Origin of the sequence: Collinsella sp. CLA-ER-H6 (genome assembly GCF_040092305.1) — a bacterium.
Taxonomy (GTDB): domain Bacteria; phylum Actinomycetota; class Coriobacteriia; order Coriobacteriales; family Coriobacteriaceae; genus Collinsella.
In genome coordinates this window covers 85,513-109,610 of sequence record NZ_JBBNLS010000007.1, presented here as the reverse complement: position 1 = coordinate 109,610, position 24,098 = coordinate 85,513, and the positions used below count along the sequence as shown (strand labels likewise).

Sequence of the window (24,098 nt, the reverse complement as noted above, 5' to 3'; positions counted from 1 at the left end):
GAACCAGCCCATTTGATGTTCGATGAGCCGAGTCGACGTCTCTCACAAAAGTAACTAGGAGCTAGCGAGGCCTATCCGAATTGACCTCATTGGCGGTGTCGGTTTCGAGCACAGTGCGGCGGGCGCTGTAGGCGATGAGGCCGGCGCCTGCCGCGGCGAGTGCTGCAGCGGCTGCCGTAAGGGGAGCGTTGACATCGCCCGTGCCCGCAAGCGCGCCCGCTTTTCCGGAGCGCTTGTTATTGCCGTGGTCCTTGCCACTGCCGGAGCTGCTTCCGCCGGAGCCGCCGCTCTCGTCAGTACCGCCGCCACTCGAGCCGCCATCGCCGTCTGCTGTCATCGGGGCGTCGTGAAGTCCTGTCGTATCCGCGCTGCCGCATACGCCGACCTGAACTTCTGAGCGCTCGCATGCCGCGTCAGGCACATGAAGCTCATGCAGTACGGCACCCAGCGCCGAGTTTGCGCCCGGTCGAATTTCCTCGAGCGTTACGGGATCGAGCGCTACCAGGTCACGCGCCTTCGCATACAGCGTGACGCGTTTGCCCACTTCGTCGCCCCAACTCTTGGGGATGGCGAAGCTCATGCGGAACTGTGCCGTGCAACCCGGTGCCAGCACGGCGTTGCCGTTGTCGGCTACCAGCGGGTGCGTTGCAAAACGCGCGCCCAGCGTCTCGAGCGCGTATTTCACGCGTGCCATATCGTTGTCCGAAGCGTCCTCGGCAAGCTCTGGATCAAAGATCGAAGCCATGCGTGCGTTCGCGCCGAACCCGATGGATGCGCTGGAAAACGGCTGGCTGGAGCCCTCTCGGTACAGATCGATCGTGCCGGCGGTCAGCAAGGTGTTGCCGTCGTTTCGCACCGTGACCATGAAGGATTCGCCTGCTGCTCCGGGCACCACTGCGCCCGAGGTAGCGACCGCGCCCGTCGGAGTGGCACACGCCACCAAGGGCACTTCGATGCCGTGCAGCTCTGCCTCGCTCTTCTCCGCGCTCACAATGTGCGTGGCGAGCGCGGAGAGCATGCCTCCCGACGTCAAAAATGTCGTTATCTGATCGACGGGATGGTCCAGCTCGCACATCACGAACGGCTCCGTGAACAGATCGCCTGCCAAGGTGCTGGCGAAGATGCGGAAGTGCTTGCCCATCACTGCTGCCGGGTTGCCTTCTTCGTCGTAGGTTTGCCCCACCTTGCCATCGGTGTTCTCTACATAGAGCACGCACCTGCCGTTGTTGCTTACGCTAAACGATGCCGGGCCACAGCCTGCGGCACCCACGGGCTGCGTTGCAAATGCCGATGCTCCTCGCGTCCAAGTAATATGCTGCAGTTGCTCGTTGACGGTTGCCAAAAAGCCCGAATGTTGTGGCCACGGCACCGCGTGGGGTACTGTGGCATCTGGTGGCATAACGCCCCAACCCGCGATGGACTGGCCGATCACGGCATACGATGCGCAGCCACAACCGTTTGCAGTTTCGTATGCAACGGGCACCACCATTTTGCCGTTGATATTCTCGGGTACGCCCAGCTCGATGCTCGATGGCGCTTGCGGAAAGCGGAGGACCTGACGGAACGTGAGGCTGTCGCCCAAATCATCCGACCACAGGGTGAAGCACTCCAGCGCGACCTCTGCCTCGGTGCCCAACGCCTTTTCTGCGGTGGTTCCGCGGCGGTGGAGGTAGGCGCCCGACAGACGTCCGTCGACCAGCGTCTTGCCCACCGTGATACGCGGGCACTGCAGGCAATGGTAGCCATCCTCTTGCAGACGGCCGCGCGAGATGCTGCGCCATGACGTGTGCGATATCACGCGAACTTCGTTATTGCTTATGCGCAGGCGCACAACGGACAGTATGCCGGCTGTGCTTGCCGTATCGAAAAGGGTGTTGTCGCCGGCGGGACGTTCGCCCGAGACCAGCAGCACGTAGGCGTCCTGGTTTCCTCTTCCGTCCGTATATTCCACCACGTCGAAGTCGTAATCGTATGTGCCGTCGCGCTCCACGTCGCCCTCGCCAAACCCAAGGGGAAAGTCCACAGGCGTGGGAGCGGACCACGTGCCGTTCGTCTTTGTATGTACCACCAGGCGCGAGCGGCCATTGTCGCCGTAGCGCACCGAGGCGATACGGAACAGGCATTCTACGCCGGCGATCATTGCCAGCTTCATGTGAGCTTCGCTGAGCACGCCGGAAAACAGCACGTTGTCGCTCGAGGGCTTGATGCCGCCACGCTCGTCCTCCGATACACCAGCAGAATTGGCGTTGGGGTCCGCAACAGCGTTCGTCGCCTGCCCGATATAGATGTACTCATACATCGGCGCGGCGTTTTCGTCGTTCCCTATCAGTGCGTGGACGAAATGCTCGATCTGTCCCGTGTCGTCGCTTTCAGCATCCGCCTCGAGCTCAATGCGCGTGACCGCTTGATCCCAATCGCGCACGACAGGCGCGACGTTTACGGCGGTGGCCTTAACCTCGGCGCGTGCGAGTAGCTCGGCGTTGGTGACGATGGTGGCCGATGCGATAAATTGCGGCACGCCGCCCGCCTCGATGTTGCCGGGCGTGCCGAAGCGGGCATCCAACGTGTAAGGCGTATCTCCACCCAATGCGAGCTCAGAGCGCTGGAGCACATACTGGTTGCCATTGTTCACCGACATATTCCACGAATCGAGGAGTGTGGGCCACGACCCCGACCAAGCCTTGGTGGTCCACTTGAACATTACGAACTGGAGTATCACATCGACATCGACGTCTGCACCTACGCGCAGTCGCGGAAGCTGGTGTCCATCTGCCTTCTCGTACCCAATGAACAGCGTGAGGGATGCGGCGCCGCGCGCGGCAGACGAAGCGACGCCTGCAACGCCGGCGCCAAAGGTGACGGCAAGCCCGATCTGGATGGTGAACGAGCCCGAGGTGTTTGAATAGTCGAGCGAAATGTTTTTAAAAAACGCCGCGCCGCTGCCGTGCGTGTGGGCACCCACGGCGAGCGCCAGCTTCGCCAGCACCCAGGGGTTGACGTTTAGGAAAAACGGCACCGGTCCTAGGGTAAACTGCTCGGTCCAATTGAGGTCGGTTCTTACTTGAAAGAGTGCCTTAATATTGCCGTATGCGGGGTCATTGTTGTTGCCCCAGGTTTTGCCCACCCAATCGTAGGCGAGCGAGCCGTACAGCTGTGTGGCGATATCCATCGTAAACAGCAGCGTGCAGTGGTGACGAAGCAGCTTGGTGTTTCTTGGATCGGTGCCCGAACCGGCACTCATACTTTTGTACTGATTCCACTTCCCCTCCATCTCGTCGAGGTAGCGGTTTGCCTGCTTGGCGCCCGACTCACGCGGCGATTTCTTCCAGTATTCCGGATCCGGATTGCCCGAATCGTTCATGTAGCCGACCGGTTTGTATCCTCCGCCAAACAGCACGTATCCGGCAAACGAGAAATCGAACAAAATGGGGAACGAGGGCATCCAGCACGTGAACTTATTGCCGCCGATGCCGGGAAACGCCGCCGGAAAATCAAACGGAGTGATCTCTTGGTCCATGGTGGTGGGAATGATGGTGGTCGAGCCCGATTCCGCCTTTGCGGCCGGCGCGGTGACAACGGCCATGGGGGAGGAGAGCGTGTAGGTTTTGTCCTGATAGTCGAGGACGAAGCGCAGCTTGCACCCTTCTTCCAGAAGGCCCGATGTTGTATCGAGGAACTTGTCTTCGAGCGTGAACGTCGCCAGATTATCCGCGCCCGATGCGCTGGCCTTGATCTGGCCGATCTGCGTGACGGTTTCGGATGAGCTGCCCGCGGCAGGCGTCACTTTGTTGATGCGCAGCGTTGCCTGTCCACCCTGTGGCAGATGTGCCTGCACGGTAAAGGCATGCGTATCGGGCTGCTCGTTTGCCGTGTCGTCCTTCGGCATTGCCATAAACGTGGCGTCGGCGTACTGGATGTCCCATTCGTCGAATGTGAGCTGGCGAAAGTACGGATCGCTGTCGGAAAGCGGACGCGTGGGCGCGGTTATGGCGGTGCCGCCCTGGATACGCGCAAGGGGAATCTCGACATCACGGTAGCCCGCCATGCTAATGGAAATGCCGCCGTTAAAGTCGTACGCGTCGAGAAGCGTTACCTCGTCCACGTAGCCTTCCGAAAGAGGGGCGATCTCAAAGATGGCCGTGCCTTCGTCATCGGTCGTGGCGGTGAGCTGCTTGCCTGCGGCATAGCGCGATGTGAGCGTGACCTGGGCACCCGTGATGGGCGTATTCTTGTTGGCGACGTCGACCACGACCGCACCGAACATGGTGCGCGAGAGAACGAGCACCCTGAAGGGGTCTTTTTCATCGGCATAGGCTTCGGTGGGCGCGAACGGCAATATGAAGGCGTTTGCGCTTCCTGGCACGCGCGGCAACATAATGCTCGCTAGCGAGGACGCTCCGGCAACAAGTAGCGAACGGCGATCAAGCATCTTTGGCTCCCATCCCGCAGGTATCGGTGGAAATAATCCAATTTTGCGAGAAGTCGCCCCGTGGCGGTAGTGCCGTTCAAGGGTCAAAATGTCCAAATTGATTGAGCGAAGCGCCGGGGTTCCGGAACGCGTTCGATGCGCCTGGCAGCCCGGTCGCTAACGCAACATATGCGCGACTAGCTCGGCGCGTGTGCCGATGCCAAGCTTTGCGTATACGCCGGATAGGCGGTTTTTGACGGTGCCCGAGGATACTCCCATATGGCGTGCGATTTCGGCGTTGGTCCATCCGCGGCAGGCGAGCATGGCCATGGTGAACTCCGTGGTCGTTAGATCGTCGGCCACGTCCTCGCCCGAATCGGGGTTGTGGATGCGCCGCCAGCCGTAGCTGAAGCGGTACGTGATCTCGATGATGCGCGCGAAGTCGTCAGGGTATTGCGTTTTTAGGCACGCCTCGATGAGTCCCTGTAAAAGGCCGTGGTGCTCGCCAATGAGCTCGATAAGGCCGTCGGGGCGCGCAATGTTCCAAGCAGCCCCGAAGTGCGTTTTTGCGGCGTCGATGTCCTTGAGGCTCATGCATGCCATGGAGGCTGCCAGGTGCAGGAACAGTTCCGAGATGGGATAACTTCCCTGTTTCATGATCAGGGCGTTTTCCGCCATGCCCAGGCTGCGGCCGTATTCGCCGCGCAGGTACAAGGCGTGCGCCATCACGTAGCTGGCGAACAGGCGCAGGCCTTCGGGCAGATGCGCCGCAAGTGGATAAAACTCTTCGGCGGAATACGGGGAAGGCAAGTGCAGTAGGACGCTCGCGGCCGAGGCGAACAGAATATGCGTGGCGTGGACGGCGGGCGATTCCTCGTCAGTTGGCGTATCGAGGATGCCAGCAAGGCACCGGCGGGCGTCGGCGATACGGTTGAGCGACAGACTGGCGTATCCGCAGATAAAGCATGCGGAATAGCGCAGCGCGGGATCGGTGGCGTCAAGATAGGGGCGCGCCGTCTTGGCAGCAAGGGTGGCCTGCCCGCGAAAGTACAACGCTTCTGCCGTGGCAATGGCGCGCGAATCGGGGTCGGAAATGCCTGCAACCGCAGCGTCAATCTGCCCCGGCACAAAGGCGGTGCACATCAACGGCATGGGAACGCATGGGTAGCCATCGCAGTCCATCTTCCATCTCCCAACAGCTGGCAACAATGCAGCAATTGTACTCCTGTTGCTCGGGACCCCTTTCGTTTTACTGTTCGGTTGACGCTGCGGATCGTTTTGGAAGGCTTACGAGCATGGTGGTCCCGTTCTCGGAACTTTCTTCGACCTCTACCGTGCCACCGTGAAGCGCTGCAATCTCCCAAACAAGCGCTAACCCGAGTCCTGCGCCGCCGTATGCCCTGCTGCGGGATTTATCCAGGCGAAAGAACGGCTGGAAGATGCTCTCTCGGTACTTCTTGGGTATTCCCGGGCCCTGGTCCTCGACTCGCAGGAACACGTTGCTGTCGTTGTCGCTGATGGAGACGTTGACAGTCGAGCCGGGGCGGCTGTAACGGATGGCATTTTCGACCAGGTTAAACACCAGCCGATAGAGGAGCGTGTCGCTGCCGATTACTAAAGCGTCTCCAGCGCAATCGAGGGTTATGTCCTTATCCTCGGCAAGTGGCGCAAGGTCGGTGAGGACCTCTTCGGACAAGGGACCGAGTTCAACAGCGTCCCCGCAAGGAATGCTGCGAAGCTCACTCATCTCGAGTAATGCCTTGGTCATCCGCGGCATTCGCTCGGTTTGTTCTTGTAGCAGGCCGAGCAGCTCGGCTGTTTCGGGTTGCAAACCGGAGTGTTCGGAGATGAATAGTTCAATCTGCGCTTGCATAAGGGCGAGCGGGGTGCGCAGCTCGTGTGCGGCGTTGCCGGTAAACTGACGCTGTGCAGAGAATCCTTCGCCAAGACGGGCGATCATGCCGTTGAAAGAGGCGCTGCATCGTTGAAGCTCGGTGGGCACATCTTCACTGAGTCTGATTTCGCTTAGGTTGTCAGGCTGCACACGCTCTACCTGGGCGGCAAAATCCCGTAGCGGCTTGAGCGCGTGGCCGCTCGCAAAGTATGCCAGCGCGCCGCCAAGGAGTGTGACTCCAGCCGTGATGTACCAGGCTGTCGTGCCAAAAGACTCTTGTGCGTCGTTTACGACGATCGTGACCTCGTCATCGAGGGTCGCTTTCGTTGGGTCGAACGCTTGGGGCGAATCTTCGCCGGCTGCGCTAAGGGCCGAGACGTCGCTGCCGATAGCATCCATGTAGCGCATGCCCGTATAGCCGACCAGGCAGTTCGTCAGCACGCACGCCGCACACGTGAGCAGTGCCGTCATAATCGTTATGCGCCATTGCAGCGAAAGCCTTTTCATTCGCTATCCTCCATAACGTAGCCCTCTCCAATCCGATTGCGAATCGGGTCGTATCCCAATGCGCTGCGTAGCTTTTTGCGGAGTGACGAGATATGAACGCGGGTTGCGTTGCTAAAGCTGTTCACGCTGCTATCCCAAACGTGCTCGATAAGCTCCTCTTGACTTACCGGACGCCCCTGATTGAGCATCAGGTATTCCAAGATTCCCGTTTCCTTGCGCGTAAGAGATAAAGCCTCGCTGTCCACGGAAGCGATGCGCGCCTTGGTGTCAAAGCGGAGCTTTCCACAGGTTAATACTATGTCGCTTTGTGCGAAGCGCCTGAGGGTAAGGCTGCGGATCCTTGCCGCAAGTTCGTCCAGATGAAACGGCTTGGTAAGGTAATCGTTGGCGCCGGCATCGAGTCCGGCGACTTTATCGGATACTTCGCCACGCGCGGACAGAATCAGTACCTTGGTCTCGCAGTCGGTTTTCCTAAGTTCCCTGAGCACGGCCATGCCATCGATACGGGGAAGGTTGAGGTCGAGTACCACGAGGTCAAAGACTTCGACGCCCAGCAGGTCGAGCGCCTCCTGTCCGTCGTGGCAGCAGTCGACGCTGTACGCCAAGTTTCGCAAGCTGCGCGCGATTGCATCGCACAGTGCTCGCTCGTCTTCGACGATCAAAATACGCATAACAGTTTCCTTGCACATTCCAAATCGCGCTTAACACGGATTTTATAGTCGATATGGTCCAATGGTCGCGTAACGAAAGGAGTGGTTGGGTTGTTCAAAGCGGTAAAACCCGTGGTACAGGTCGCTTTGTTGATCGTCGGAATTGCCATGGTGTGCTTTGGTGTTATGCGTGGCGAGGCGGATGCCGTGCTGGCCAAAGCGATTAGGCTGTGCTTGGAGTGTATCGGAATTGGATAAAAGAGAAAACACTGCGTCGCATGTTTTGGCCCGATTTCGCGGATTCATTCAGGCGGCGGCGACGCTGGTCACCAACATTCACCTGCCAAACTTTGCCAAAGGCGGCATCTATCAGGGCGCGGGAAAAACAGTCTGCGTACCTGGACTTAATTGCTATTCGTGCCCCGCGGCATCGGGTGCGTGCCCCATCGGGTCGTTCCAGTCGGTGGTAGGTTCATCCAAGTTCAACTTTTCTTACTATGTTACCGGTACGCTCATTTTGCTCGGCGTGCTGCTGGGACGCTTTGTATGCGGCTTTCTGTGCCCGTTTGGCTGGCTGCAGGAGCTGCTTCACAAGATTCCCGGCAAAAAGTTCTCCACGAAAAAGCTCAAGCCGCTCACGTACATCAAGTACGTCGTGCTGCTGTTTGCTGTGGTAGTGCTGCCTGTGCTGGTGGTCAACGATCTGGGGATGGGAGATCCGTTCTTTTGCAAATACATCTGTCCCCAGGGCGTGCTCGAGGGTGCCATTCCGCTGGCCATCGCCAACGCCGGCATTCGATCTGCGTTGGGACAGCTCTTTACTTGGAAACTTGTCGTTCTCATTGCCGTGGTAGTGCTGAGCGTTTTGTTCTATCGCCCCTTCTGCAAATGGATTTGCCCGCTCGGCGCATTCTATGCGCTCATGAATAAGGTGTCCTTGTTGGGGATTCAGGTCGACGCGTGCAAATGCGTCTCGTGCGGCAAGTGTTCAAGGGCTTGTCAGATGGACGTTGATGTGGTCCGCGCGCCCAATCATGCCGAATGTATCCGGTGCGGAAAGTGCATCGGGGCCTGCCCCGTCGATGCCATCAGCTATCGCTATGGCCTGGATGTGTCGGCGGAAAAGCTTCCCTTGACTGCCGATAAAAAGTAAACAAGCTTCGACAAAACGGAGGAATGACTATGAAGCTTTCTAAGATTGCGGCCCTGTTTATGGTGCCGGTGCTGGCCTTGTGCCTTGTGGCATGTTCGGCGCCCGGCGGCAATGCGAGCGAATCTGCGAGCTCCGATCCTAAGATCGCAGAACTCACTGCGCAGAAGCCGGCCAATGCCGACGAGGCCGCCGAGCTGTATGCGAAGCTCATGCAGAAGGAGAACGAGATTTTTTCGAGTGATAACGCGCTGTGGGAAAAGGTATTCAATGCGGCAAATAAAGACTCGGCAATGATTGAGGACGGCAGCAATTACGGCGATTTTCTGCTCAAGACCATCGACGGCGCCAAGGATGAGTTCACGGCGGATGAGCTTAAGACGCTCAAGGCCGGTGCACAGCAGATCAAGGAGATCGAGGACAAGCTCGAGAGCTTGGAGAAGGAGTTCCCCGGCTGTGGAAGCACGCCGAGCGCAGGCGAGAGCGTCGACGCTTCGACCGCTGGCATGACGGCCGGTGCCAATGCTTCGAGCGAGACGACGAAGTTCCCCAGCTTTACGGGCAAGGACCTGGATGGCAACGACGTGAACAGCGACGAGCTGTTCTCTAAGAACAAGGTCACCGTCATGAACTTCTGGTTCACTACTTGAAAGCCGTGCGTGGGCGAGCTGGGCGATCTTGAGAAGCTGAATCAGGAGCTTGCCGAGAAGGGCGGCCAGGTCGTGGGCGTCAATTCCTTTACGCTCGATGGCAACAAGGGCGAGATTGCAGATGCCAAGGACGTGCTGAGCAAGAAGGGCGTGACATATAAGAACATCTGGTTCAAGTCGGATAGCGAGGCCGGTAAGTTTACGTCAAATTTGTTCTCGTTCCCGACAACGTATGTCATCGATCAGAACGGCAACATCGTAGGGGATCCAATCGTGGGAGCCATTAGCTCCGCCGAGCAGCGCGCAGCACTCGACAAGCTTATCGACCAGGCGATTGCGAATAGCGAGCAGTAAAAAACGCGTAAAGCATGGCGAGGATCGTGCGCCGCTGCGCGGAGTAGTCCGCTGCCTTTCAAGATAAGCTCCACCATATAGAGGTCCCGCTCGGGGCCTCTTCTTTTAGGCGCCGTCCCGTTCGTTTTTTGGCGTGCTTCGTTACATTCCTCACTGGCGCCGGCAAAAAATGGGGATAGAGTAGGACAAACGCGTCGAATACGAACGGCGGGGGAGAGCGGGCAAGTGCGCCCGCGTGGGAGAGGTTGCCGTCCATGTTGGAGCTCAAGAGTATTTGCAAAAGGTACGTTACGCAGTCGTTTACGCAGGTGGCGCTCGATAGCGTAAGCCTGTCTTTTCGCGATAACGAGTTCGTGGCCATTCTGGGTCCCTCGGGCTCGGGCAAAACTACGATGCTCAACGTTATCGGTGGACTCGATCATTTCGATTCCGGTGACTTGCTGATCGACGGCATATCGACCAAGGACTTTCACGATCGCGATTGGGATGCCTACCGCAACAACCGCATCGGCTTTGTGTTCCAAAGCTATAACCTCATTCCGCATCAGACCATTTTGGAAAACGTGGAGCTGGCGCTCACGCTCACGGGCGTGGGACATGCCGAGCGCCGCCAGCGTGCGCGCGAGGCGTTGGAGAAAGTCGGCCTGGGCGAGCACGTTAACAAGCGCCCGAGCCAGCTTTCGGGCGGACAGATGCAGCGCGTGGCCATCGCCCGCGCCCTGATCAACGACCCCGAGATCGTGTTGGCAGACGAGCCGACCGGCGCCTTGGATTCCACAACGTCCGTGCAGGTCATGGACTTGCTCAAGGACGTGGCGCGCGACCGCCTGGTTATTATGGTCACGCACAATCCCGAGCTGGCGTATCAATACGCCACGCGTATCGTCAACCTGGCAGACGGCAAGATCACCGACGATTCCGACCCCTTCGATGTTGCCAAGGCCGCGCGCCGCGAGGCAAAGCCTACGCGCAAAACCTCGATGAGCTTTGTGACGGCGCTGGGGCTTTCTGCCCGAAACCTCATGACCAAGAAGGGCCGCACGGCCATGACGGCCTTTGCGGGCTCGATTGGCATTATCGGTATCGCGGCGATTCTGGCGCTGTCCAACGGCGTAAACGGCTACATCAAAAAGGTCGAGGAGGATACGCTCTCGAGCTATCCGCTCACCATTTCCAAGCAGGACTACGACCTGTCGTCCATGATGGGTGGTCAGGGGGCTGCGGATGATGACTCGCCTGAAAATGTGGATTCGTCCGACGACAGTGCCGGCGGCAAGGCTAAGGGAACCGATAAAATTCCCGTGGTTACGGCCGTAAAGGATATGTTTGCGAGCGTTAAGTCCAACGACATGACGAGTTTTAAGGCATGGCTCGATGCCGGTGGCGACGGAATCGATAAAGAGGTCAACGCCATCCAGTACGGCTATGGCGTGACGCCAGTTGTCTATCGTTCGGGTAAGGGCGACGAGAAGCCCGTCCGGCTGGTGCCCAACGCTATGACCGAGGCCATGAGCGGAGGCGCAAGTTCGGCGGCAACGGTGAGCATGGAATCCATGGGAACCTCGGTCTTTAACGAGATGATCGACGACCAGAGTCTGCTCGACAGCCAGTACGATGTCGTCGCTGGTCACTGGCCCACGTCCGCCAACGAAGCCGTGATGGTGCTTTCGAGCCGTGGCACGGTGGGCGATTACACGCTCTACAGCATCGGCGCGCTGGATATCAACGAGCTCAACGACCTGGTTAACAGCGCCATGGCGGCCGACGGTGGGGTCGAAACGCCCGAGACCGGCGCCGACTTTACCTACGACGATGCGCTGTCCACGACGTTTAAGGTGTTGTCGCCGGCCGATGCCTATCGCAAAAACGAAGAGACCGGCATGTGGACTGACATGTCTGGCGACGCCGATTTTATGACGGCCAAGGTTGCCAACGGTATTGACGTGCACATTGTGGGCGTGGTGCGACCTAACGAGACGGCCAACGCGAGCGCGTTGTCCCCGGGCATTGCCTACACGCATGCGCTGACTCGCCAGCTTATGGAGCGCGCCGCCGATTCGCAGATTGTGCAGGAGCAACTCGCCCACCCCGAGACGGATGTCTTTACGGGCAAGTCTTTCGATGAGCTGCAAGGCGAGGCCAAACAAGGCGTGGACCTGGGCAGCATGTTCAGTGTGGACGAGGCGGCGCTCAAGAGTGCGTTCTCGTTTGATGCGTCTGCGCTTTCGGGTGCGGCCGGCGGCATGGACCTTTCTGGTATCGACTTATCCGGGCTGGACATTGACCTTTCGGGCGTTGGGAAGGACATCGACTTCAGCGACATCATGGCAAAAGCGCCAACTCCAGATTTCTCGGGTATCTTTGACGGCCTGGAGCTCACACCCGAGCAAATGCAGCAGGTGGGAACGCTGGCCAACCAGCTGTTTGAGGGCTTTTTGCAGTCTGATCAGTTTAAGGCGCTGACACCCGATGATCTTAAGGACGCGTCAAAGCTTGCCGCCGCGTTCTCGACGTATCTTGAGAGTGATACGGCAGCCCAGCAAATCCTGGCCCAGCTCAAAGCGCTCGGCGGCGATGCCCTGGCCGAGCGCCTGCAGCAGGCGATGACCGACTATGTGCAAAAGCAGCTGGCTCCGTATCTGCAGCAGGCTATGGACCAGGTGATGAAGGCAATCAGCGAGCAGATAGCGTCGACGGTATCGTCCCAGCTCAAGGCAGGCGCGGCGGGGCTCATGGACCAGATGGCGACGCAGGTGTCTTCGAGTTTTGCCAACCTGGCGAGCGCCATGCACGTGGATGCGAGTGCCTTTGCTCGTGCCATCCATTTCAACATGGACGCCGAGGACCTGAGTTCGCTCATGATGAGCTATGCCAAGGCGTCGAAGCTCACCTACGACAACAATCTGACCACGTTGGGTTATGCGGACGAGGCAGACCCCATCTCGGTCAAAATTTTCCCGCGCGACTTTGAGGCCAAGGAGCGCGTGCTCGATCACATCGACGCGTACAACAAGCAGGTCAAAGCCGCTGGCCATGATGAGCAGGCAATTTCGTACACCGACTACATGGGTATCATCATGGGGTCGGTGACCGACATCGTGAACACCATCAGCTTGGTGCTCATCGCATTCGTGAGTATCAGCCTGGTGGTGAGCTCCATCATGATCGGTATCATCACCTACATCAGCGTACTGGAGCGCAAAAAGGAGATTGGCATCCTGCGCGCGATTGGCGCGTCGAAGCGCAACGTGGCAAACGTGTTCAACGCCGAGACCTTTATCGAAGGCCTCATCTCCGGCGTCTTTGCCATTGTCGTCGTGGTGGCCGTGAGCTTTCCGGTTAATGCCTGGGCGCTTGCTGCCAAACAGGTGCCCAATCTGATGAGCCTGCCCGTGCAGGATGCGCTGGTGCTCATTGCGATTTCTGTGTTGCTAACGGTCGTTGCCGGCCTGCTGCCCGCTCGCAGCGCGTCCAAAAAGGATCCCGTCGAAGCCCTGCGCTCCGAATAATGTGACAAAAGGGTTGTTCCTTTGTCACATTGAGGCCCTTGCGAAATCGGGGTCTAATACTTTTCCGAGAAGTGAACGAGTCAAAATGGACCCCCGAAGCATCGGCACTTTCGAGATGCAATTTCCTGCGGTTTTGCCAACCAAATCCTGCGGTTTTGGCGCCAGAAAATGTCGATGCTTCAGGGGTCCAAAAACGGTCGTTCACTTCTTGGAAAAGTATTAGACCTCGAGATATAGACGATGTTCGCGAGCGGCAATTAGATCGAAAGCCTTTAGTTCTTCTTTGCAGAGAGCATGAGCCTAATTTCCGGATGGGTGTATTCGTCGAATTCTTCTGCGGCCTCGGTGTCAAAGGTGTAGTACGACTTGATAGATTCGTCCTCCGTCTTGATGCTGATTTCTTCATATAGGGAGCCAGCTAAAAATGTCTGTTTAAATTCATCCGACAGGCTGCATGGCGTGAGGAGGCCCGGTGTGGCAACGGAAATGTCCAACCCGTTGAGCGGGGCGCAGAGCGTCGCGATATCCTGCTCGGCGCGGGCGAGGTTGTCTGCGAGGCTTGCCTCGGGGTCGATCTGACTGACGTAATCGACGTCCGTGAGCATGCCATCTGCATCGAAAGAAAGGTAGACATAGGCTGCTTGAGCGCCGAGGTCATTATCGCGCAGATAGCCGATAATGCGGTAGCCGTAGTCGTGATACGACTCGTACGGGTCGTCTGCCGCGACGCGTTCGCACGCGGGCTCCAAGGCATCTTGCGCGATGGCGAGCTGCTCGGCGGCTGCAGCCTTTCTTGCCTGAAGCTCGTTATTCCCCTGGACAAACTGCGGGATGTAGACGCCAAGCAGCACAATGGCGGGCACTGCGATGAGCGCGATAATCTGTTTCTTGGCGCTCGGAATCACAACGCCGTATGCGGCCGCCATGGCCTCGGCATTGCTCGAGGTTTCGGCCAGCACGTCTGCCGCCGTGGCGACTGCCCCTACGGCGCTGGCAACCTCAGCGGCACCGCCCAGGTTGCGCACGAGATCGTTATCGCTGTTCTTGAGCAGGCGGCCGGCAGCTTGCGTGGCAAGCACGCCGGCGACCTCCGCGGAATGGTCCTTGTTGGTCTGGGCCACCGCAAGCCTGCTCTGCAGTTCCTTCCACTGTTTGCCCTGCATTCCAAAGCGCGGCGCAAGAGCGCAATAGCAAAAGATGGCGAGTTCGATTACGGTGAGTGCGATAGCGGTATATATGCCCGCGGGTTGGAATTCCTTTTGGTGGAACGCGATATCGTTGATCATTTGGAGCGGCAACATCAACAGGCATGCTACGAACGACATGACGAGTGCGGTCGCTGCGATTTTGGGGTATGTGCAGTACCGCTGGATACGTTTCTTTTCTTGCTCGGTGAGCTGCTGCATGGGGCCTCGACTCTTATCGTTTTTCGGGGGCGATGTGCACACGCTCTTGAGTATAGATGAGTGGAGGATGTCTGTTGTTCATACATAGCGGTCAACAGCGTGCTGTTGGTGATCGTTTGATCGCGAACGTCGTCTTTTGGAGCATGAAGCCGCTGCCGATGCCCACAAACAGCAAATCGAAGGTGAATGGTTTCCCGAGAAGTGAACGACCTAATTTGGACCCCTGAAGCACCCACATTTTTCGACGCTAAAACCGCAGGATTTGAGTGATAAAACCGCAGGAATTGGCCTTCCAAAAGTGTCGATGCGAGGGTCCGATTTCACTCGTTCACTTCGCGGAAAACCATTCACCTTCGTTGCATGAGGCGCCGGATGGAAGGGTGATTATCGTCAAGCTGCTGCCTCTGCCTTGTGAATCATCTGGAGCACAAGGCATAATGCATGTAACAAGGGGGCGGTTCCTTTGTCACATCCGTTGATATGAGAGAAGAGTAGATGATTCTTTCGCTTGCCCCTATGGAGGGGATTACCGGGCATGTGTTCCGTCGCGTGCATGCGGAGTGCTTCGGCGCACTCGATTGCTATTACACGCCGTTTTTGCCGCCGCCGCGGGTGGGCAACCGCTTTGGCGGCAAGGCGTTTAAGGAGATCGATCCTGCCAATAACCAGGGGCTTAACGTAGTGCCTCAGCTGATGTCCAAGAACGCGGACGAGTTTGTGTGGGCGGCACAGGTGCTCGCCGACATGGGCTATCGCGAGGTCAATCTCAACTTGGGTTGCCCCTCGGGGACGGTTGTCGCCAAGGGCAAGGGCTCGGGTTTCTTGCGTAATCTCGACGAACTTGAGGTGTTCTTGAGCGACGTGTGCGAACGCTCGCCGTTGCCGGTATCGGTCAAGACCAGGCTGGGGCTGGAGAGTGACGACGAATACGAGCGCGTGCTCGATCTGTATTGCCGCATGCCGCTGGCAGAGCTGATTGTGCACCCGCGCGTGCAAAAGGACCGCTATACGGGCTCGCCGCGCAAGGAGTTTTATGGCGAGACGCTGGAGCGCGCGCCGTTTCCGGTGGCATACAACGGCGATATTTTTGATCTTGAGGACATGGATGCGCTGGTGGAGGCCTATCCCGGCACACGTCATGTAATGCTGGGGCGCGGCCTGCTCGCGAACCCCGCTCTGGCTCGCATGGTCAACGGCGGTCCTGCTGCCACGGCAGCCGAGCTGCAGCGTTTCCATGACACGCTGTTTGCTGCCTATGCAGAAGAGATTGGCGGTAACGCGGTCTTTCGCATGAAGGAGTGGTGGTTCTACGCCAAATGCGCCTTCGCCGACCCCGCTACCGTTCATAAACTCGTACGCAAGACTAAAAAGGTCGACGAATACCGCGCCGCCGTCGATCGCGTCTTTCGCGAGCAGCCACTTGCACCCATAGCCCGCTTCCACGGTTAGCTAGTCGTTGGGGACGTTCTTTAACGACTAGTCATTTAAGAACGTCCCCGATGAGTACTCTCACGCTAGAGCAGGTTCTTCTGTACCCATGCGATGATGTCGTTCGATTCGTAGAGTGGTTTGCCGTCGATGAATAAGCAGGGAACCTGGCGTTTTCCGCCGACGGCGATGAGTGTCTGCTCGGCCTCGGTATCGGTCGAGATATTACGCTCGGGAATGGTCACGCCGTTATCGGCCAAAAAGTGCTTGACCTTTATGCAATACGGGCAGCCGGTCATAACGTAGAGCACGAGCTCGTGATCAGTAGCCATAGGTCTCCAATCGGTTGCGGTTTTGATTGAAATACCCAAAGCCGCCGCAGTCTATGCACGGGCCAGTGAAGACTCGATGGCCTGTACCAGAAACGCCGTGGCTCCGGTGCCGCAGGGCTTGTCGTAGTAGTCAACAAAGCGCTGATCGGCCAGATAACCGCGGGCGAGGCCCAGGTATGCTTCGTCTTGGGGCTCGTGTCCCCAGTTGAGAGTAATCCAGCGACGATGCATCGCGACAAGCTTGCGAGCCTCGCTTCCGTCCGGTTCGCCGTCGTCCATGGCAATCGAGAGCTGGCCCAGAATAGCGCGTTCAAGCTCCTTCATGTCGTTCCATGTCTCGGGGTCCATGTCCAGTAGCGCTTCGTTTGCTGCATCGATGGCCTCGTCGCCATAGCGCGCCCGCGCTTCGGCGCCGTAGCGCTCCTCGTTTTCCTGGACGGTGCGCCAGCGCTCCAGTTGCGGCAGGACGGCGCCCATGAGCGAGACGGCTTCGTCGAGCGACATGCCGGTGTTTTGCGCCAGCCGCGGGGCACAATCTTCAATCATCGCCTCCATGGTGGTGTCGTAGGTGTACTTGCCGTGGTCGTAGCACCACTTGCAGTAATGGTCGGTCGTGGCGCCCGTGGCGTCGGTGCCGCAGTCATCGGGTGTGAGTATCATGCCGCAGCTCTGGCAATAGTGCTCGGGCATTTCGAGCAGATGAGACAGGGGCTCGCCGGTCACGGCGGCGATGAGCTTCATCATGTCGATGCCCGGTGTGACCTCGCCGCGTTCCCAACGGCTGATGGCTTGGCGTGTGACGAAGAGCTTGGCGGCGAGCTGCTCCTGAGTAAGGTGATGGGCATGACGAACGGCGATGAGCTTTTCTGCAAAGGCCATGACGGCTCCTTTCTGCTGGTTGATGGCTTAAGCATACGCGGCGGCAGACACCCTTCCAAGCAACCGTTGGTTGCACGACGGGAGACCGCGGCGAAGAATTGCGCGCAACGCCCCACGCCTCCATGCCGTACAATGACCGGCATGGAACCTATTGCACGCATACATACCGACCTGCCGCAGAAGTTCGGCATCCCGCGCAACAGCTTTTTGGCGCCCCATCTGCAGGGGCGCATCGTCTTTGAGCCGGAATTTGCCTCCAACGCAGCAGTTGAGGGTCTGGATTCCTTCTCTCACTTATGGCTGCTATGGCGCTTCGAAAACGGAACGCCCGGCGGCACGGCAAACGACATAGCTGCCGATGCCAAGACGCGGGACAGGTCCGGAACCAACGCAAAATGGTCGAAGACCGTGCGTCCGCCGCGTCTGGGTGGAGCCGAGCGCGTGGGCGTGTTTGCCACGCGCAGTCCGTTTCGCCCTAATCCCATTGGGCTTACCTGCGTCAAGCTCGATCGTGTCGAGCTCACCGACGATGGCCCCATCATTCATGTGCTGGGGGCCGACCTGCGCGACGGTACGCCCATCTACGACATTAAGCCCTACATCCCGTTTGCGGACTGCCACCCGGATGCGACCGGCGGCTGGATTGAGGATGCTCCGTGGCAAGAGCTCGATGTTGAGTTCCCGCAAACTCTTCAAGACGTGGTCCCGCCCGCAAAGCTCCCCGGTCTGGTCGAGGTTCTTCGCCAAGATCCGCGCCGCGCGGGCAGCAAGCACGAGCCAAACCGCGTCTATCATCTGGCCTTCGCCGGGCTTGACATATCTTTTACGGTCGATAAAACCCAGCTAACCGTGGTCGCCGTCAACGACGCGCAAGACTAACCAGCCATTCGTCCGTGCCCGTCAAATTAAGCGCCAAACCCCATGCCAAAATCGCCCGTGCTGGTGGACAATAACGCCTACCAAAACAATCCACTTCGCACGGGAGCTCAGCATGAAATACGACTTTAGCTCGCTTATCGACCGCCACGGCATGGACTCCATCGCCGTTGACTCTTGGGGTGAGATCCCAGGTATGGCTCCGAATGCACCCGACGAGGGCTTCGACCGCGTTCCCATGTGGGTGGCGGACATGAACTTCGCCACGGTGCCCACGGTCCAGGAGCACATCATTCAGCGCGCCCAGCATCCCATGTTTGGCTACTTTAACCCGCGCCCCGAGTATTTCGACCGCATCATCGAATGGCAGAGCCGCCGTAATGGCGTCGAAGGCCTGGCGCCCGAGCACATCGGCTACGAAAACGGCGTGCTGGGCGGTGTCGTGTCGACGCTGCGCGCGTATGTCCAGCCGGGCGATGCGGTGCTGGTCCACAGCCCTACCTACATCGGCTTTACCAAGTCCATCGAGGCCGCGGGCTATCGCATTGTCCACAGCCCGCTTAAGCTCGACGACCGGGGCGTGTGGCGTATGGACTTTGAGGACATGGAGCGCAAGCTCGCCCAAAACCACATCCATGCCGCGGTGTTCTGCTCGCCGCACAATCCTTGCGGCCGCGTATGGGAGCGCGACGAAATTGAGCGCGCCATGGATATCTATCGCCAGCACGATTGCGTGGTGATCTCGGACGAGATTTGGTCCGATATCATCCTGCCGGGACACAGACACATCCCGACGCAGTTGGTGAGCGAGGATGCCCGCATGCGCACGGTTGCCCTCTATGCGCCGAGTAAGACGTTTAACCTGGCGGGCTTGGTCGGCAGCTACCACATTATCTACAACGAGACGCTGCGCGACCGCATATGCGCTGTGTCCAACAAGACCCACTACAACGAGATGAATGTCCTCTCCATGCATGCGCTTATCGGTGCCTACCAGCCGCAAGGCTACGAGTGGGTGGACGAGCTCAACCAGGTGCTTGCCGGCAATATCGAGTACTTCTGCGATTACGTGGACGAGCATTTTGGGGGCGTGTCCTATTCGCGTCCGCAGGGCACGTACATGGTGTTTCTGGACTGCACCGAGTGGTGCCGTGAGCATGGCCGCGATATTCAGTGGTTGCTCGACGAGGGGGCGCGCGTGGGCGTGGGGTATCAGGACGGCCGCCCGTTCCACGGGCCCTGCCACATTCGCGTGAATCTGGCGCTGCCGCTTTCGCGCGTGAGGGAAGCGTGCGACCGCCTGGACCGCTACGTTTTTAATGCACGGTAAGCGCGCACTGCATGCGGAGCCTTCTGCCAAGTCGGCTAGAAGGCCCCGTGTGGTAAGGCATCTGTAGCCATTGGGCGCAGACCTGCTGCGGAGGCTTACTTTTCCTGAATCTGCTTGCCGCAAAGATGCTCAATCGAAATCTCGTAGAGTTGGACGCCCTTGATGTCTTTGGCGATTTCCTCCTCGACTTCTCCGGCAGAAGGGTAGTACTTAAGGGCGAGCTGGCGGACTTTGTCCTCGATAAACGCGGGGGTGTCATTCGCCAGGCGACAACGGCCAAAGACGACGGTGCTCATAACGTAGGGAGCCCAGTCGCCGTCCTGGTACCACTCGTTGCCGTAAACGGTAAAGCAGACCTTGTCATCGCGCTTGAGTGCGTCGACCTTGTGGCCAGCCTTGGCGCCATGGAAATAAATCTTGTCGTGCTCGGCGTCAAAGAAGTAGTTGACGGGAATGGCGTACGGGTAGCCATCGTCGCCGTTGACGGCAAAGACGCCGCGCTTGCAGGTGGCGAGCAGTTTGCGCGCTTCCTCGTCGGTGATGGCGCGCTTCTTTCGACGTAAGGGCCTAAACATCGTTGGCTTCCTTTCTGGTCGTGCGTGGTTGCTGCAAAAACTATAGCGAAACGGATCCGTTTTTCTTGATGCGGGCGAGTATGTTTTTGAGCTTGTTAAAGTCGATCGGTTTGGACAGATGAGCGTTCATGCCGGCAGCGTGTGCCGCCTGGGCGTCTTCGGCAAAGGCGTTGGCGGTGAGCGCGATGATGGGGATATCGGCTGCATCGACCTTCTCGCTCAGACGAATCGCGCGGGTTGCCTCGTAGCCGTCCATGCCCGGCATCATAATGTCCATCAGGATCGCATCGAAGCTGCCGGCGGGATGAGACAGGTACAGATCGACGACTTCGTTGCCGTTGACGGCGCGGGTGACCACGACGCCCTCGGATTCTAGCAGCGTCTGGGCAATCTCGGCATTCAATTCGTTGTCTTCGGCGAGCAGCACGTTCATGTCGGCGAGTGAGCAGTCGAGCGCCCTCTCGACCGTATTCGCCCGCGCTCGGGGGTTCTTGTCGATATCGAGCGGAATTTCCACGTAGAACGTGGTGCCCACATGGAGTTTGCTGGTGACTTCGATGGTGCCGCCCATCAGTTCAATAAGCGACTTGACGATTGGCATGCCCATGCCGGTTCCTTGGAACTTGCTGCGCGCATCGTCACCTTCTTGGGCAAACGGCTCATAGATATGCTTTAAAAACTCGGGAGCCATGCCAATGCCGGTATCCGAAACGCTAAAGCAAAAGAGCGCGCGCCCGTTATCGAGTGGCTTGGTCTTTGAGCTAAAGGTGACGGAGCCGCCGTGCTTGTTGTACTTAATGCTGTTGTCTAACAGGTTGATCATAATCTGTCGGATATGGGTGGGACTGCCGATCATGTATGGCCCCGTGGCGTACGGCAGACTATTGTCCTGCATTGTGATGCCGTTACTGGACGCGCGGAGCTTGCACAGCACTAGCGTATCGTCACAGAGCTCTTTGAGGTTAAAAGGCGCATGCTCCAGTGTTAGCTTGCGGTCTTCGATTTTGCCCATCTCGAGGATGTCGTTGATCAGCGAGAGCAGGTGATTGGCGGCAACGCGCGCCTTGGCACGGCTCTCGCGGGCGACTTGCATGTCGCCTTCCTTCAATTCCTCGATCTCGATAAGGCCCAGGATACCGTTGAGCGGCGTACGGATGTCGTGGCTCATGCGCGTGAGGAATGCCGTCTTAGCGGCGTTGGCAGCATCGGCTTTTTTGCGCTCGGTTCGAGCGCGCACGAGCGCCCAGATGAGCAGGACGATGCCGACCGACAGCATACCGATGAGGGTAGCTGCAATGGCGGTGCGGTTGCGATAAAGGAATTGAAGCGTGTTGGATTCCTGGGCCGTGTACGACGTGGAGGAGAAATTGCTTGCGGAGAGCGATTCTCCGGCATTGATGATGCCCTTGTTGATGATTCCCAACAGCTCGGGTTTTCCGCGCGAAATCCAGCACGAGAGCTCACAGGTGTCAGGGAGCTCGGTCGTCTCGCAGTCCTCGAGATCGTAACGGTCACCGATGGTTTTTACGCGTGAACTAGGAGCGACGATGCAGTGCGCCGTTCCCTTCCTGAGGGCGTCGAACGCTTCATCGTCGGATTGGTATTCGGTTACGGTCGCTGCGGGGAACAGACTTTCAAGTGCATTTTTGTTGACAAACGATGATTTGGTACAGGCGATGTTCTGAAGGTCTTTGTTTAGGTTGCTGCCGGTGTGGATGGCGGTGAGGGATATGGTCCCCAACGATATCGACTGCACAACGCCTGTTTGCTCGGCAAACCAGTAATCTCGGTATACCGGCAGCGCAACGTCTATGCTTTCCTTTGACAGGGCCTTTGACATCATCTTGTAGCTATCAAAGGCGACGGTTTTGACCGTAATGCCAAATTTATCGTGCAGCGTCGTCGCAAGCGATGCGAGCGAGCCTTCTATTTTGCTGCCTTCGTCTTCGTTGCAGTAGGGGAGTTTGCCCGTAATGTAGCCGAGCGTGATGGTGTTGTTGTTCGCCTTGAGCCAGGAACGTTCGGGGCCGTTGAGCGATGATGAACCGCTGTTTTGGGCCGAGTAGTTAGATTTGACTTCGTCGATATAGCGTGGGTTGACGCGGGCGATTGACGTCATGGCGGCATTGATGTCGTTCATCAGGTCGGGGCGGCTTTTGGGGACGGCAAAATAGTAGTCACTCGAGCCAACGTAGAACATGGGGGAGGCATCGGGCGAGGAAATGGTGTCGTTCATGATGACGGCATCGACTTCGTCGTTTGCGAGCGCGTCAAAGAGAACGGAGCCTCCGTCATACTCCCTGTATGTGCAGGTGATTCCTTCGTTGGTGAGCCACTGCTGGCAACGAAGGTTTGCATAACGTCGGGGTTGTAGCCGATGGTGAGGCCTTGGAGCGCTTGGGGGTCACCCTTGGCCAGATCGTCGCGATCGGGCTTGGCGTAGATGTAGTAGCGCTCGGTGCCCTCGGGGTTCGAGGAAAAGAGCAGCTTTTGGGCGCGTTCCTCGGAGTAGGAGATGTTGGGCATGAGGTCGATCTCGCCTGCCTCGAGCATGTCCATAAGCTCGGTGAAGGTGCCGGAGACGTATTCGTACCGCCAGCCGGGCGTGTAGTACGATAGGGTCTGGAGGTACTCGTAACCCCATCCCGAGAGACGCTCGCCGGGGGTGCCGTCCTGGAAGCCCTCGTTGTTGACGAGCCAACCAACGCGGACCGTCTTGACTGACTGATCGGAGTCGGCGGCAAAGGCGGGGGCGGGCATGATGGTGCTCAGTACGGCAAGCGCGGCAAGCGCGACGGCCAGGGTGCGATATATAACTGAACGAAGGACAACGGCAGCTCTCACATGCAATCCTAACGAATCGAGACATTACCGCATAAGGATACCAGCTCAGCCTGCCCAGTCGGCAGCTGTACCGCTAAACGCTCCCGCCCGGCAGTCATCGGGGACGTTCTTAAACGACTAGTCATTGGGGACGTTCTTGTTTGACTAGTCATTTAAGAACGTTCCCAATGACTAGTTCCCAATGACTAGTTTCGTTTGCGGGGGAGGCGTGGGACAATACCGAGCGAACGTGATTGGGCGTCTGGGAAAAGGGGTCGCGATGAACAAGTTGAGGACGCTTGCCGACGTGTTGCGCCAGGCTGGCTTTGCGCGCATCACGGGCCTGTTTCTTATCTTCTATCTGCTGTGCTCGACGGCCGTTTGGCTGTCCGAGCCCACGACCCTCACGTTTGGCGATGGCCTGTGGTTTAGCTTTGAGACGGTCTCGACGATCGGCTTTGGCGACATTCCGGCCGAGACACCGGTTGCCCGCGCCATTACCGTCATTCTGAGCGTCATCAGCATCTTCTACATCGCCATGCTCACGGGCGTGGCGGTGAACTACTGCAATACGCTTATCAAGATGCGTCAAAAGGACACCATGGCGCGCTTTATGGATGATCTGGAGCATTTGGAAGAGCTCGATCGCGACGAACTTGCCGACCTTTCGCGTCGCGTGCGCGAGTGTCGTCGACGCCAGCGCTAGAGCGGGCGCCGCGCGTCACGATGAGGGGGGGCTGAATATGAATATCACCGTGTACCTGGGTGCCAACACTGGCAATGACCCGGCATTTCTGCCCGCGGTACAGGAGCTGGGCAACTGGATTGGCGCCAATGGACACGCGCTGGTATACGGCGGGTCCAAATCGGGGCTGATGGGTGCGCTCGCCGATAGCGTACTCGAGGCGGGTGGACACGTGACGGGTGTTGAGCCGAGCTTTTTTATCGAGGCCGAGTTTCAACATGACGGTATCAACGACCTTATCGTGACGAGCGATATGGCGGAGCGCAAGGCCAAGATGATTGAGCTCGGCGATGCGTTCATCGCATTTCCGGGCGGCACGGGCACGCTCGAGGAGATTGCCGAGGTCATGTCCGCGGTATCGTTGGGGCACCTGAGTGCTCCGTGCATTCTGTATAACCTGGACGGTTACTACAACGACCTCAAGGCGCTGCTCGGGCACATGATTGATAAAGGGCTTTCGAGCCCAAGGCGCCAGCACGGCATCTACTTTGCCGACGATTTGCCCGAGATTGCCTCGATTATCAACGGATAAGTCTTGAGCCTGCCCCACTATGGCTCCCAATGGTGCCGTTTGCAGCGCGG

The 24,098-nt window shown here is 58.3% G+C and carries 20 protein-coding genes; 10 read left to right on the top strand and 10 right to left on the bottom strand.

The features are described 5' to 3' along the window. Positions 1–61 precede the first annotated feature (61 nt). The 4 genes from AAAX77_RS04670 to AAAX77_RS04655 all read right to left on the bottom strand — a co-directional run bounded on the left by AAAX77_RS04670 (position 62) and on the right by AAAX77_RS04655 (position 7,480). Entirely contained in the window at positions 62–4,429 is a 4,368-nt protein-coding gene (locus tag AAAX77_RS04670) for a hypothetical protein (RefSeq protein WP_349105007.1), read from the bottom strand. Between the two features lie 156 nt (positions 4,430–4,585). Further along, positions 4,586–5,590, bottom strand: a complete 1,005-nt coding sequence (locus AAAX77_RS04665) for a LuxR C-terminal-related transcriptional regulator (RefSeq protein WP_349105006.1) — start codon at positions 5,588–5,590, stop codon at positions 4,586–4,588. 67 nt (positions 5,591–5,657) lie between these two features. Beyond that, the gene (locus AAAX77_RS04660) at positions 5,658–6,809 is read right to left on the bottom strand and encodes an ATP-binding protein (RefSeq protein WP_349105005.1); all 1,152 of its coding nucleotides are present in this window, start codon (positions 6,807–6,809) and stop codon (positions 5,658–5,660) included. Further along, positions 6,806–7,480, bottom strand: a complete 675-nt coding sequence (locus tag AAAX77_RS04655) for a response regulator transcription factor (protein ID WP_349105004.1) — start codon at positions 7,478–7,480, stop codon at positions 6,806–6,808. Before AAAX77_RS04655 ends, AAAX77_RS04660 begins: the two co-directional genes overlap by 4 nt. Positions 7,481–7,570: 90 nt before the next feature. Between AAAX77_RS04655 and AAAX77_RS04650 the strand changes: the two genes are divergently transcribed. The 5 genes from AAAX77_RS04650 (at position 7,571) to AAAX77_RS04630 (ending at position 13,122) form a co-directional block, all read left to right on the top strand. Next, positions 7,571–7,717 carry a CD1871A family CXXC motif-containing protein gene (locus tag AAAX77_RS04650; RefSeq protein WP_040219972.1) on the top strand — a complete coding sequence of 49 codons (147 nt, stop codon included), beginning with the start codon at positions 7,571–7,573 and terminating at the stop codon, positions 7,715–7,717. After that, the gene (locus AAAX77_RS04645) at positions 7,710–8,612 is read left to right on the top strand and encodes a 4Fe-4S binding protein (protein WP_349105002.1); all 903 of its coding nucleotides are present in this window, start codon (positions 7,710–7,712) and stop codon (positions 8,610–8,612) included. Before AAAX77_RS04650 ends, AAAX77_RS04645 begins: the two co-directional genes overlap by 8 nt. A gap of 29 nt (positions 8,613–8,641) precedes the next feature. Next, positions 8,642–9,259: a hypothetical protein gene (locus AAAX77_RS04640; RefSeq protein ID WP_349105001.1), complete on the top strand. Its 618-nt coding sequence runs from the start codon at positions 8,642–8,644 to the stop codon at positions 9,257–9,259. Between the two features lie 9 nt (positions 9,260–9,268). Then, positions 9,269–9,613, top strand: a complete 345-nt coding sequence (locus tag AAAX77_RS04635) for a hypothetical protein (protein WP_349105000.1) — start codon at positions 9,269–9,271, stop codon at positions 9,611–9,613. Between the two features lie 254 nt (positions 9,614–9,867). Next, on the top strand, positions 9,868–13,122 hold the full coding sequence (locus AAAX77_RS04630) for an ABC transporter ATP-binding protein/permease (protein WP_349104998.1): 3,255 nt from the start codon (positions 9,868–9,870) through the stop codon (positions 13,120–13,122). 272 nt (positions 13,123–13,394) lie between these two features. Here AAAX77_RS04630 and AAAX77_RS04625 read toward each other — a convergent pair whose 3' ends face one another. Continuing rightward, the gene (locus tag AAAX77_RS04625; RefSeq protein ID WP_349104997.1) at positions 13,395–14,528 is read right to left on the bottom strand and encodes a hypothetical protein; all 1,134 of its coding nucleotides are present in this window, start codon (positions 14,526–14,528) and stop codon (positions 13,395–13,397) included. A 495-nt stretch (positions 14,529–15,023) separates the two neighbouring features. Here AAAX77_RS04625 and AAAX77_RS04620 point away from each other — a divergent pair, with 495 nt between their 5' ends. Further along, positions 15,024–15,977, top strand: a complete 954-nt coding sequence (locus AAAX77_RS04620) for a tRNA-dihydrouridine synthase family protein (protein WP_349104995.1) — start codon at positions 15,024–15,026, stop codon at positions 15,975–15,977. A gap of 65 nt (positions 15,978–16,042) precedes the next feature. Here the strand turns inward: AAAX77_RS04620 and AAAX77_RS04615 are convergent, their stop codons facing one another. Both AAAX77_RS04615 and AAAX77_RS04610 read right to left on the bottom strand, forming a co-directional pair. Then, on the bottom strand, positions 16,043–16,288 hold the full coding sequence (locus AAAX77_RS04615) for a glutaredoxin (RefSeq protein ID WP_349104994.1): 246 nt from the start codon (positions 16,286–16,288) through the stop codon (positions 16,043–16,045). A gap of 51 nt (positions 16,289–16,339) precedes the next feature. Continuing rightward, positions 16,340–17,167 carry a TipAS antibiotic-recognition domain-containing protein gene (locus tag AAAX77_RS04610; protein WP_349104992.1) on the bottom strand — a complete coding sequence of 276 codons (828 nt, stop codon included), beginning with the start codon at positions 17,165–17,167 and terminating at the stop codon, positions 16,340–16,342. A 141-nt stretch (positions 17,168–17,308) separates the two neighbouring features. Here AAAX77_RS04610 and tsaA point away from each other — a divergent pair, with 141 nt between their 5' ends. Continuing rightward, on the top strand, positions 17,309–18,046 hold the full coding sequence (tsaA, locus tag AAAX77_RS04605; protein WP_349104991.1) for a tRNA (N6-threonylcarbamoyladenosine(37)-N6)-methyltransferase TrmO: 738 nt from the start codon (positions 17,309–17,311) through the stop codon (positions 18,044–18,046). Positions 18,047–18,158: 112 nt separating this feature from the next. Further along, positions 18,159–19,373: an aminotransferase class I/II-fold pyridoxal phosphate-dependent enzyme gene (locus tag AAAX77_RS04600; RefSeq protein ID WP_349104990.1), complete on the top strand. Its 1,215-nt coding sequence runs from the start codon at positions 18,159–18,161 to the stop codon at positions 19,371–19,373. A 95-nt stretch (positions 19,374–19,468) separates the two neighbouring features. On the opposite strand, the gene AAAX77_RS04595 is transcribed toward AAAX77_RS04600, so the two are convergent. From AAAX77_RS04595 to AAAX77_RS04585, 3 genes are read right to left on the bottom strand one after another with little or no spacing between them, the layout of a single operon-like run. Beyond that, positions 19,469–19,948: a pyridoxamine 5'-phosphate oxidase family protein gene (locus AAAX77_RS04595; RefSeq protein ID WP_349104988.1), complete on the bottom strand. Its 480-nt coding sequence runs from the start codon at positions 19,946–19,948 to the stop codon at positions 19,469–19,471. A 40-nt stretch (positions 19,949–19,988) separates the two neighbouring features. Continuing rightward, positions 19,989–22,184, bottom strand: coding sequence for an ATP-binding protein (locus AAAX77_RS04590; protein WP_349104987.1), 2,196 nt, complete (start codon positions 22,182–22,184; stop codon positions 19,989–19,991). Then, positions 22,181–22,792: a transporter substrate-binding domain-containing protein gene (locus tag AAAX77_RS04585; protein ID WP_349104986.1), complete on the bottom strand. Its 612-nt coding sequence runs from the start codon at positions 22,790–22,792 to the stop codon at positions 22,181–22,183. Before AAAX77_RS04585 ends, AAAX77_RS04590 begins: the two co-directional genes overlap by 4 nt. Before the next feature lie 259 nt (positions 22,793–23,051). Between AAAX77_RS04585 and AAAX77_RS04580 the strand changes: the two genes are divergently transcribed. Both AAAX77_RS04580 and AAAX77_RS04575 read left to right on the top strand, forming a co-directional pair. Then, complete coding sequence (locus AAAX77_RS04580; RefSeq protein ID WP_349104985.1) at positions 23,052–23,477, top strand: potassium channel family protein; 426 nt, start codon at positions 23,052–23,054, stop codon at positions 23,475–23,477. Positions 23,478–23,514: 37 nt separating this feature from the next. Then, a complete protein-coding gene (locus AAAX77_RS04575) occupies positions 23,515–24,048 on the top strand; it encodes a TIGR00730 family Rossman fold protein (protein WP_349104984.1) in 534 nt (177 codons plus the stop codon). The last annotated feature ends 50 nt before the right edge of the window (positions 24,049–24,098 follow it).

What these genes read in the sequence shown, in the direction of transcription:
- AAAX77_RS04670 (WP_349105007.1), bottom strand. Translation starts at nt 4,429, where the DNA reads ATGCTTGATCGCCGTTCGCTACTTGTTGCCGGAGCGTCCTCGCTAGCG.
- AAAX77_RS04665 (WP_349105006.1), bottom strand. Translation starts at nt 5,590, where the DNA reads ATGGACTGCGATGGCTACCCATGCGTTCCCATGCCGTTGATGTGCACC.
- AAAX77_RS04660 (WP_349105005.1), bottom strand. Translation starts at nt 6,809, where the DNA reads ATGAAAAGGCTTTCGCTGCAATGGCGCATAACGATTATGACGGCACTG.
- AAAX77_RS04655 (WP_349105004.1), bottom strand. Translation starts at nt 7,480, where the DNA reads ATGCGTATTTTGATCGTCGAAGACGAGCGAGCACTGTGCGATGCAATC.
- AAAX77_RS04640 (WP_349105001.1), top strand. Translation starts at nt 8,642, where the DNA reads ATGAAGCTTTCTAAGATTGCGGCCCTGTTTATGGTGCCGGTGCTGGCC.
- AAAX77_RS04630 (WP_349104998.1), top strand. Translation starts at nt 9,868, where the DNA reads ATGTTGGAGCTCAAGAGTATTTGCAAAAGGTACGTTACGCAGTCGTTT.
- AAAX77_RS04625 (WP_349104997.1), bottom strand. Translation starts at nt 14,528, where the DNA reads ATGCAGCAGCTCACCGAGCAAGAAAAGAAACGTATCCAGCGGTACTGC.
- AAAX77_RS04620 (WP_349104995.1), top strand. Translation starts at nt 15,024, where the DNA reads ATGATTCTTTCGCTTGCCCCTATGGAGGGGATTACCGGGCATGTGTTC.
- AAAX77_RS04615 (WP_349104994.1), bottom strand. Translation starts at nt 16,288, where the DNA reads ATGGCTACTGATCACGAGCTCGTGCTCTACGTTATGACCGGCTGCCCG.
- AAAX77_RS04610 (WP_349104992.1), bottom strand. Translation starts at nt 17,167, where the DNA reads ATGGCCTTTGCAGAAAAGCTCATCGCCGTTCGTCATGCCCATCACCTT.
- tsaA (WP_349104991.1), top strand. Translation starts at nt 17,309, where the DNA reads ATGGAACCTATTGCACGCATACATACCGACCTGCCGCAGAAGTTCGGC.
- AAAX77_RS04600 (WP_349104990.1), top strand. Translation starts at nt 18,159, where the DNA reads ATGAAATACGACTTTAGCTCGCTTATCGACCGCCACGGCATGGACTCC.
- AAAX77_RS04595 (WP_349104988.1), bottom strand. Translation starts at nt 19,948, where the DNA reads ATGTTTAGGCCCTTACGTCGAAAGAAGCGCGCCATCACCGACGAGGAA.
- AAAX77_RS04590 (WP_349104987.1), bottom strand. Translation starts at nt 22,184, where the DNA reads ATGAACGACACCATTTCCTCGCCCGATGCCTCCCCCATGTTCTACGTT.
- AAAX77_RS04580 (WP_349104985.1), top strand. Translation starts at nt 23,052, where the DNA reads ATGAACAAGTTGAGGACGCTTGCCGACGTGTTGCGCCAGGCTGGCTTT.
- AAAX77_RS04575 (WP_349104984.1), top strand. Translation starts at nt 23,515, where the DNA reads ATGAATATCACCGTGTACCTGGGTGCCAACACTGGCAATGACCCGGCA.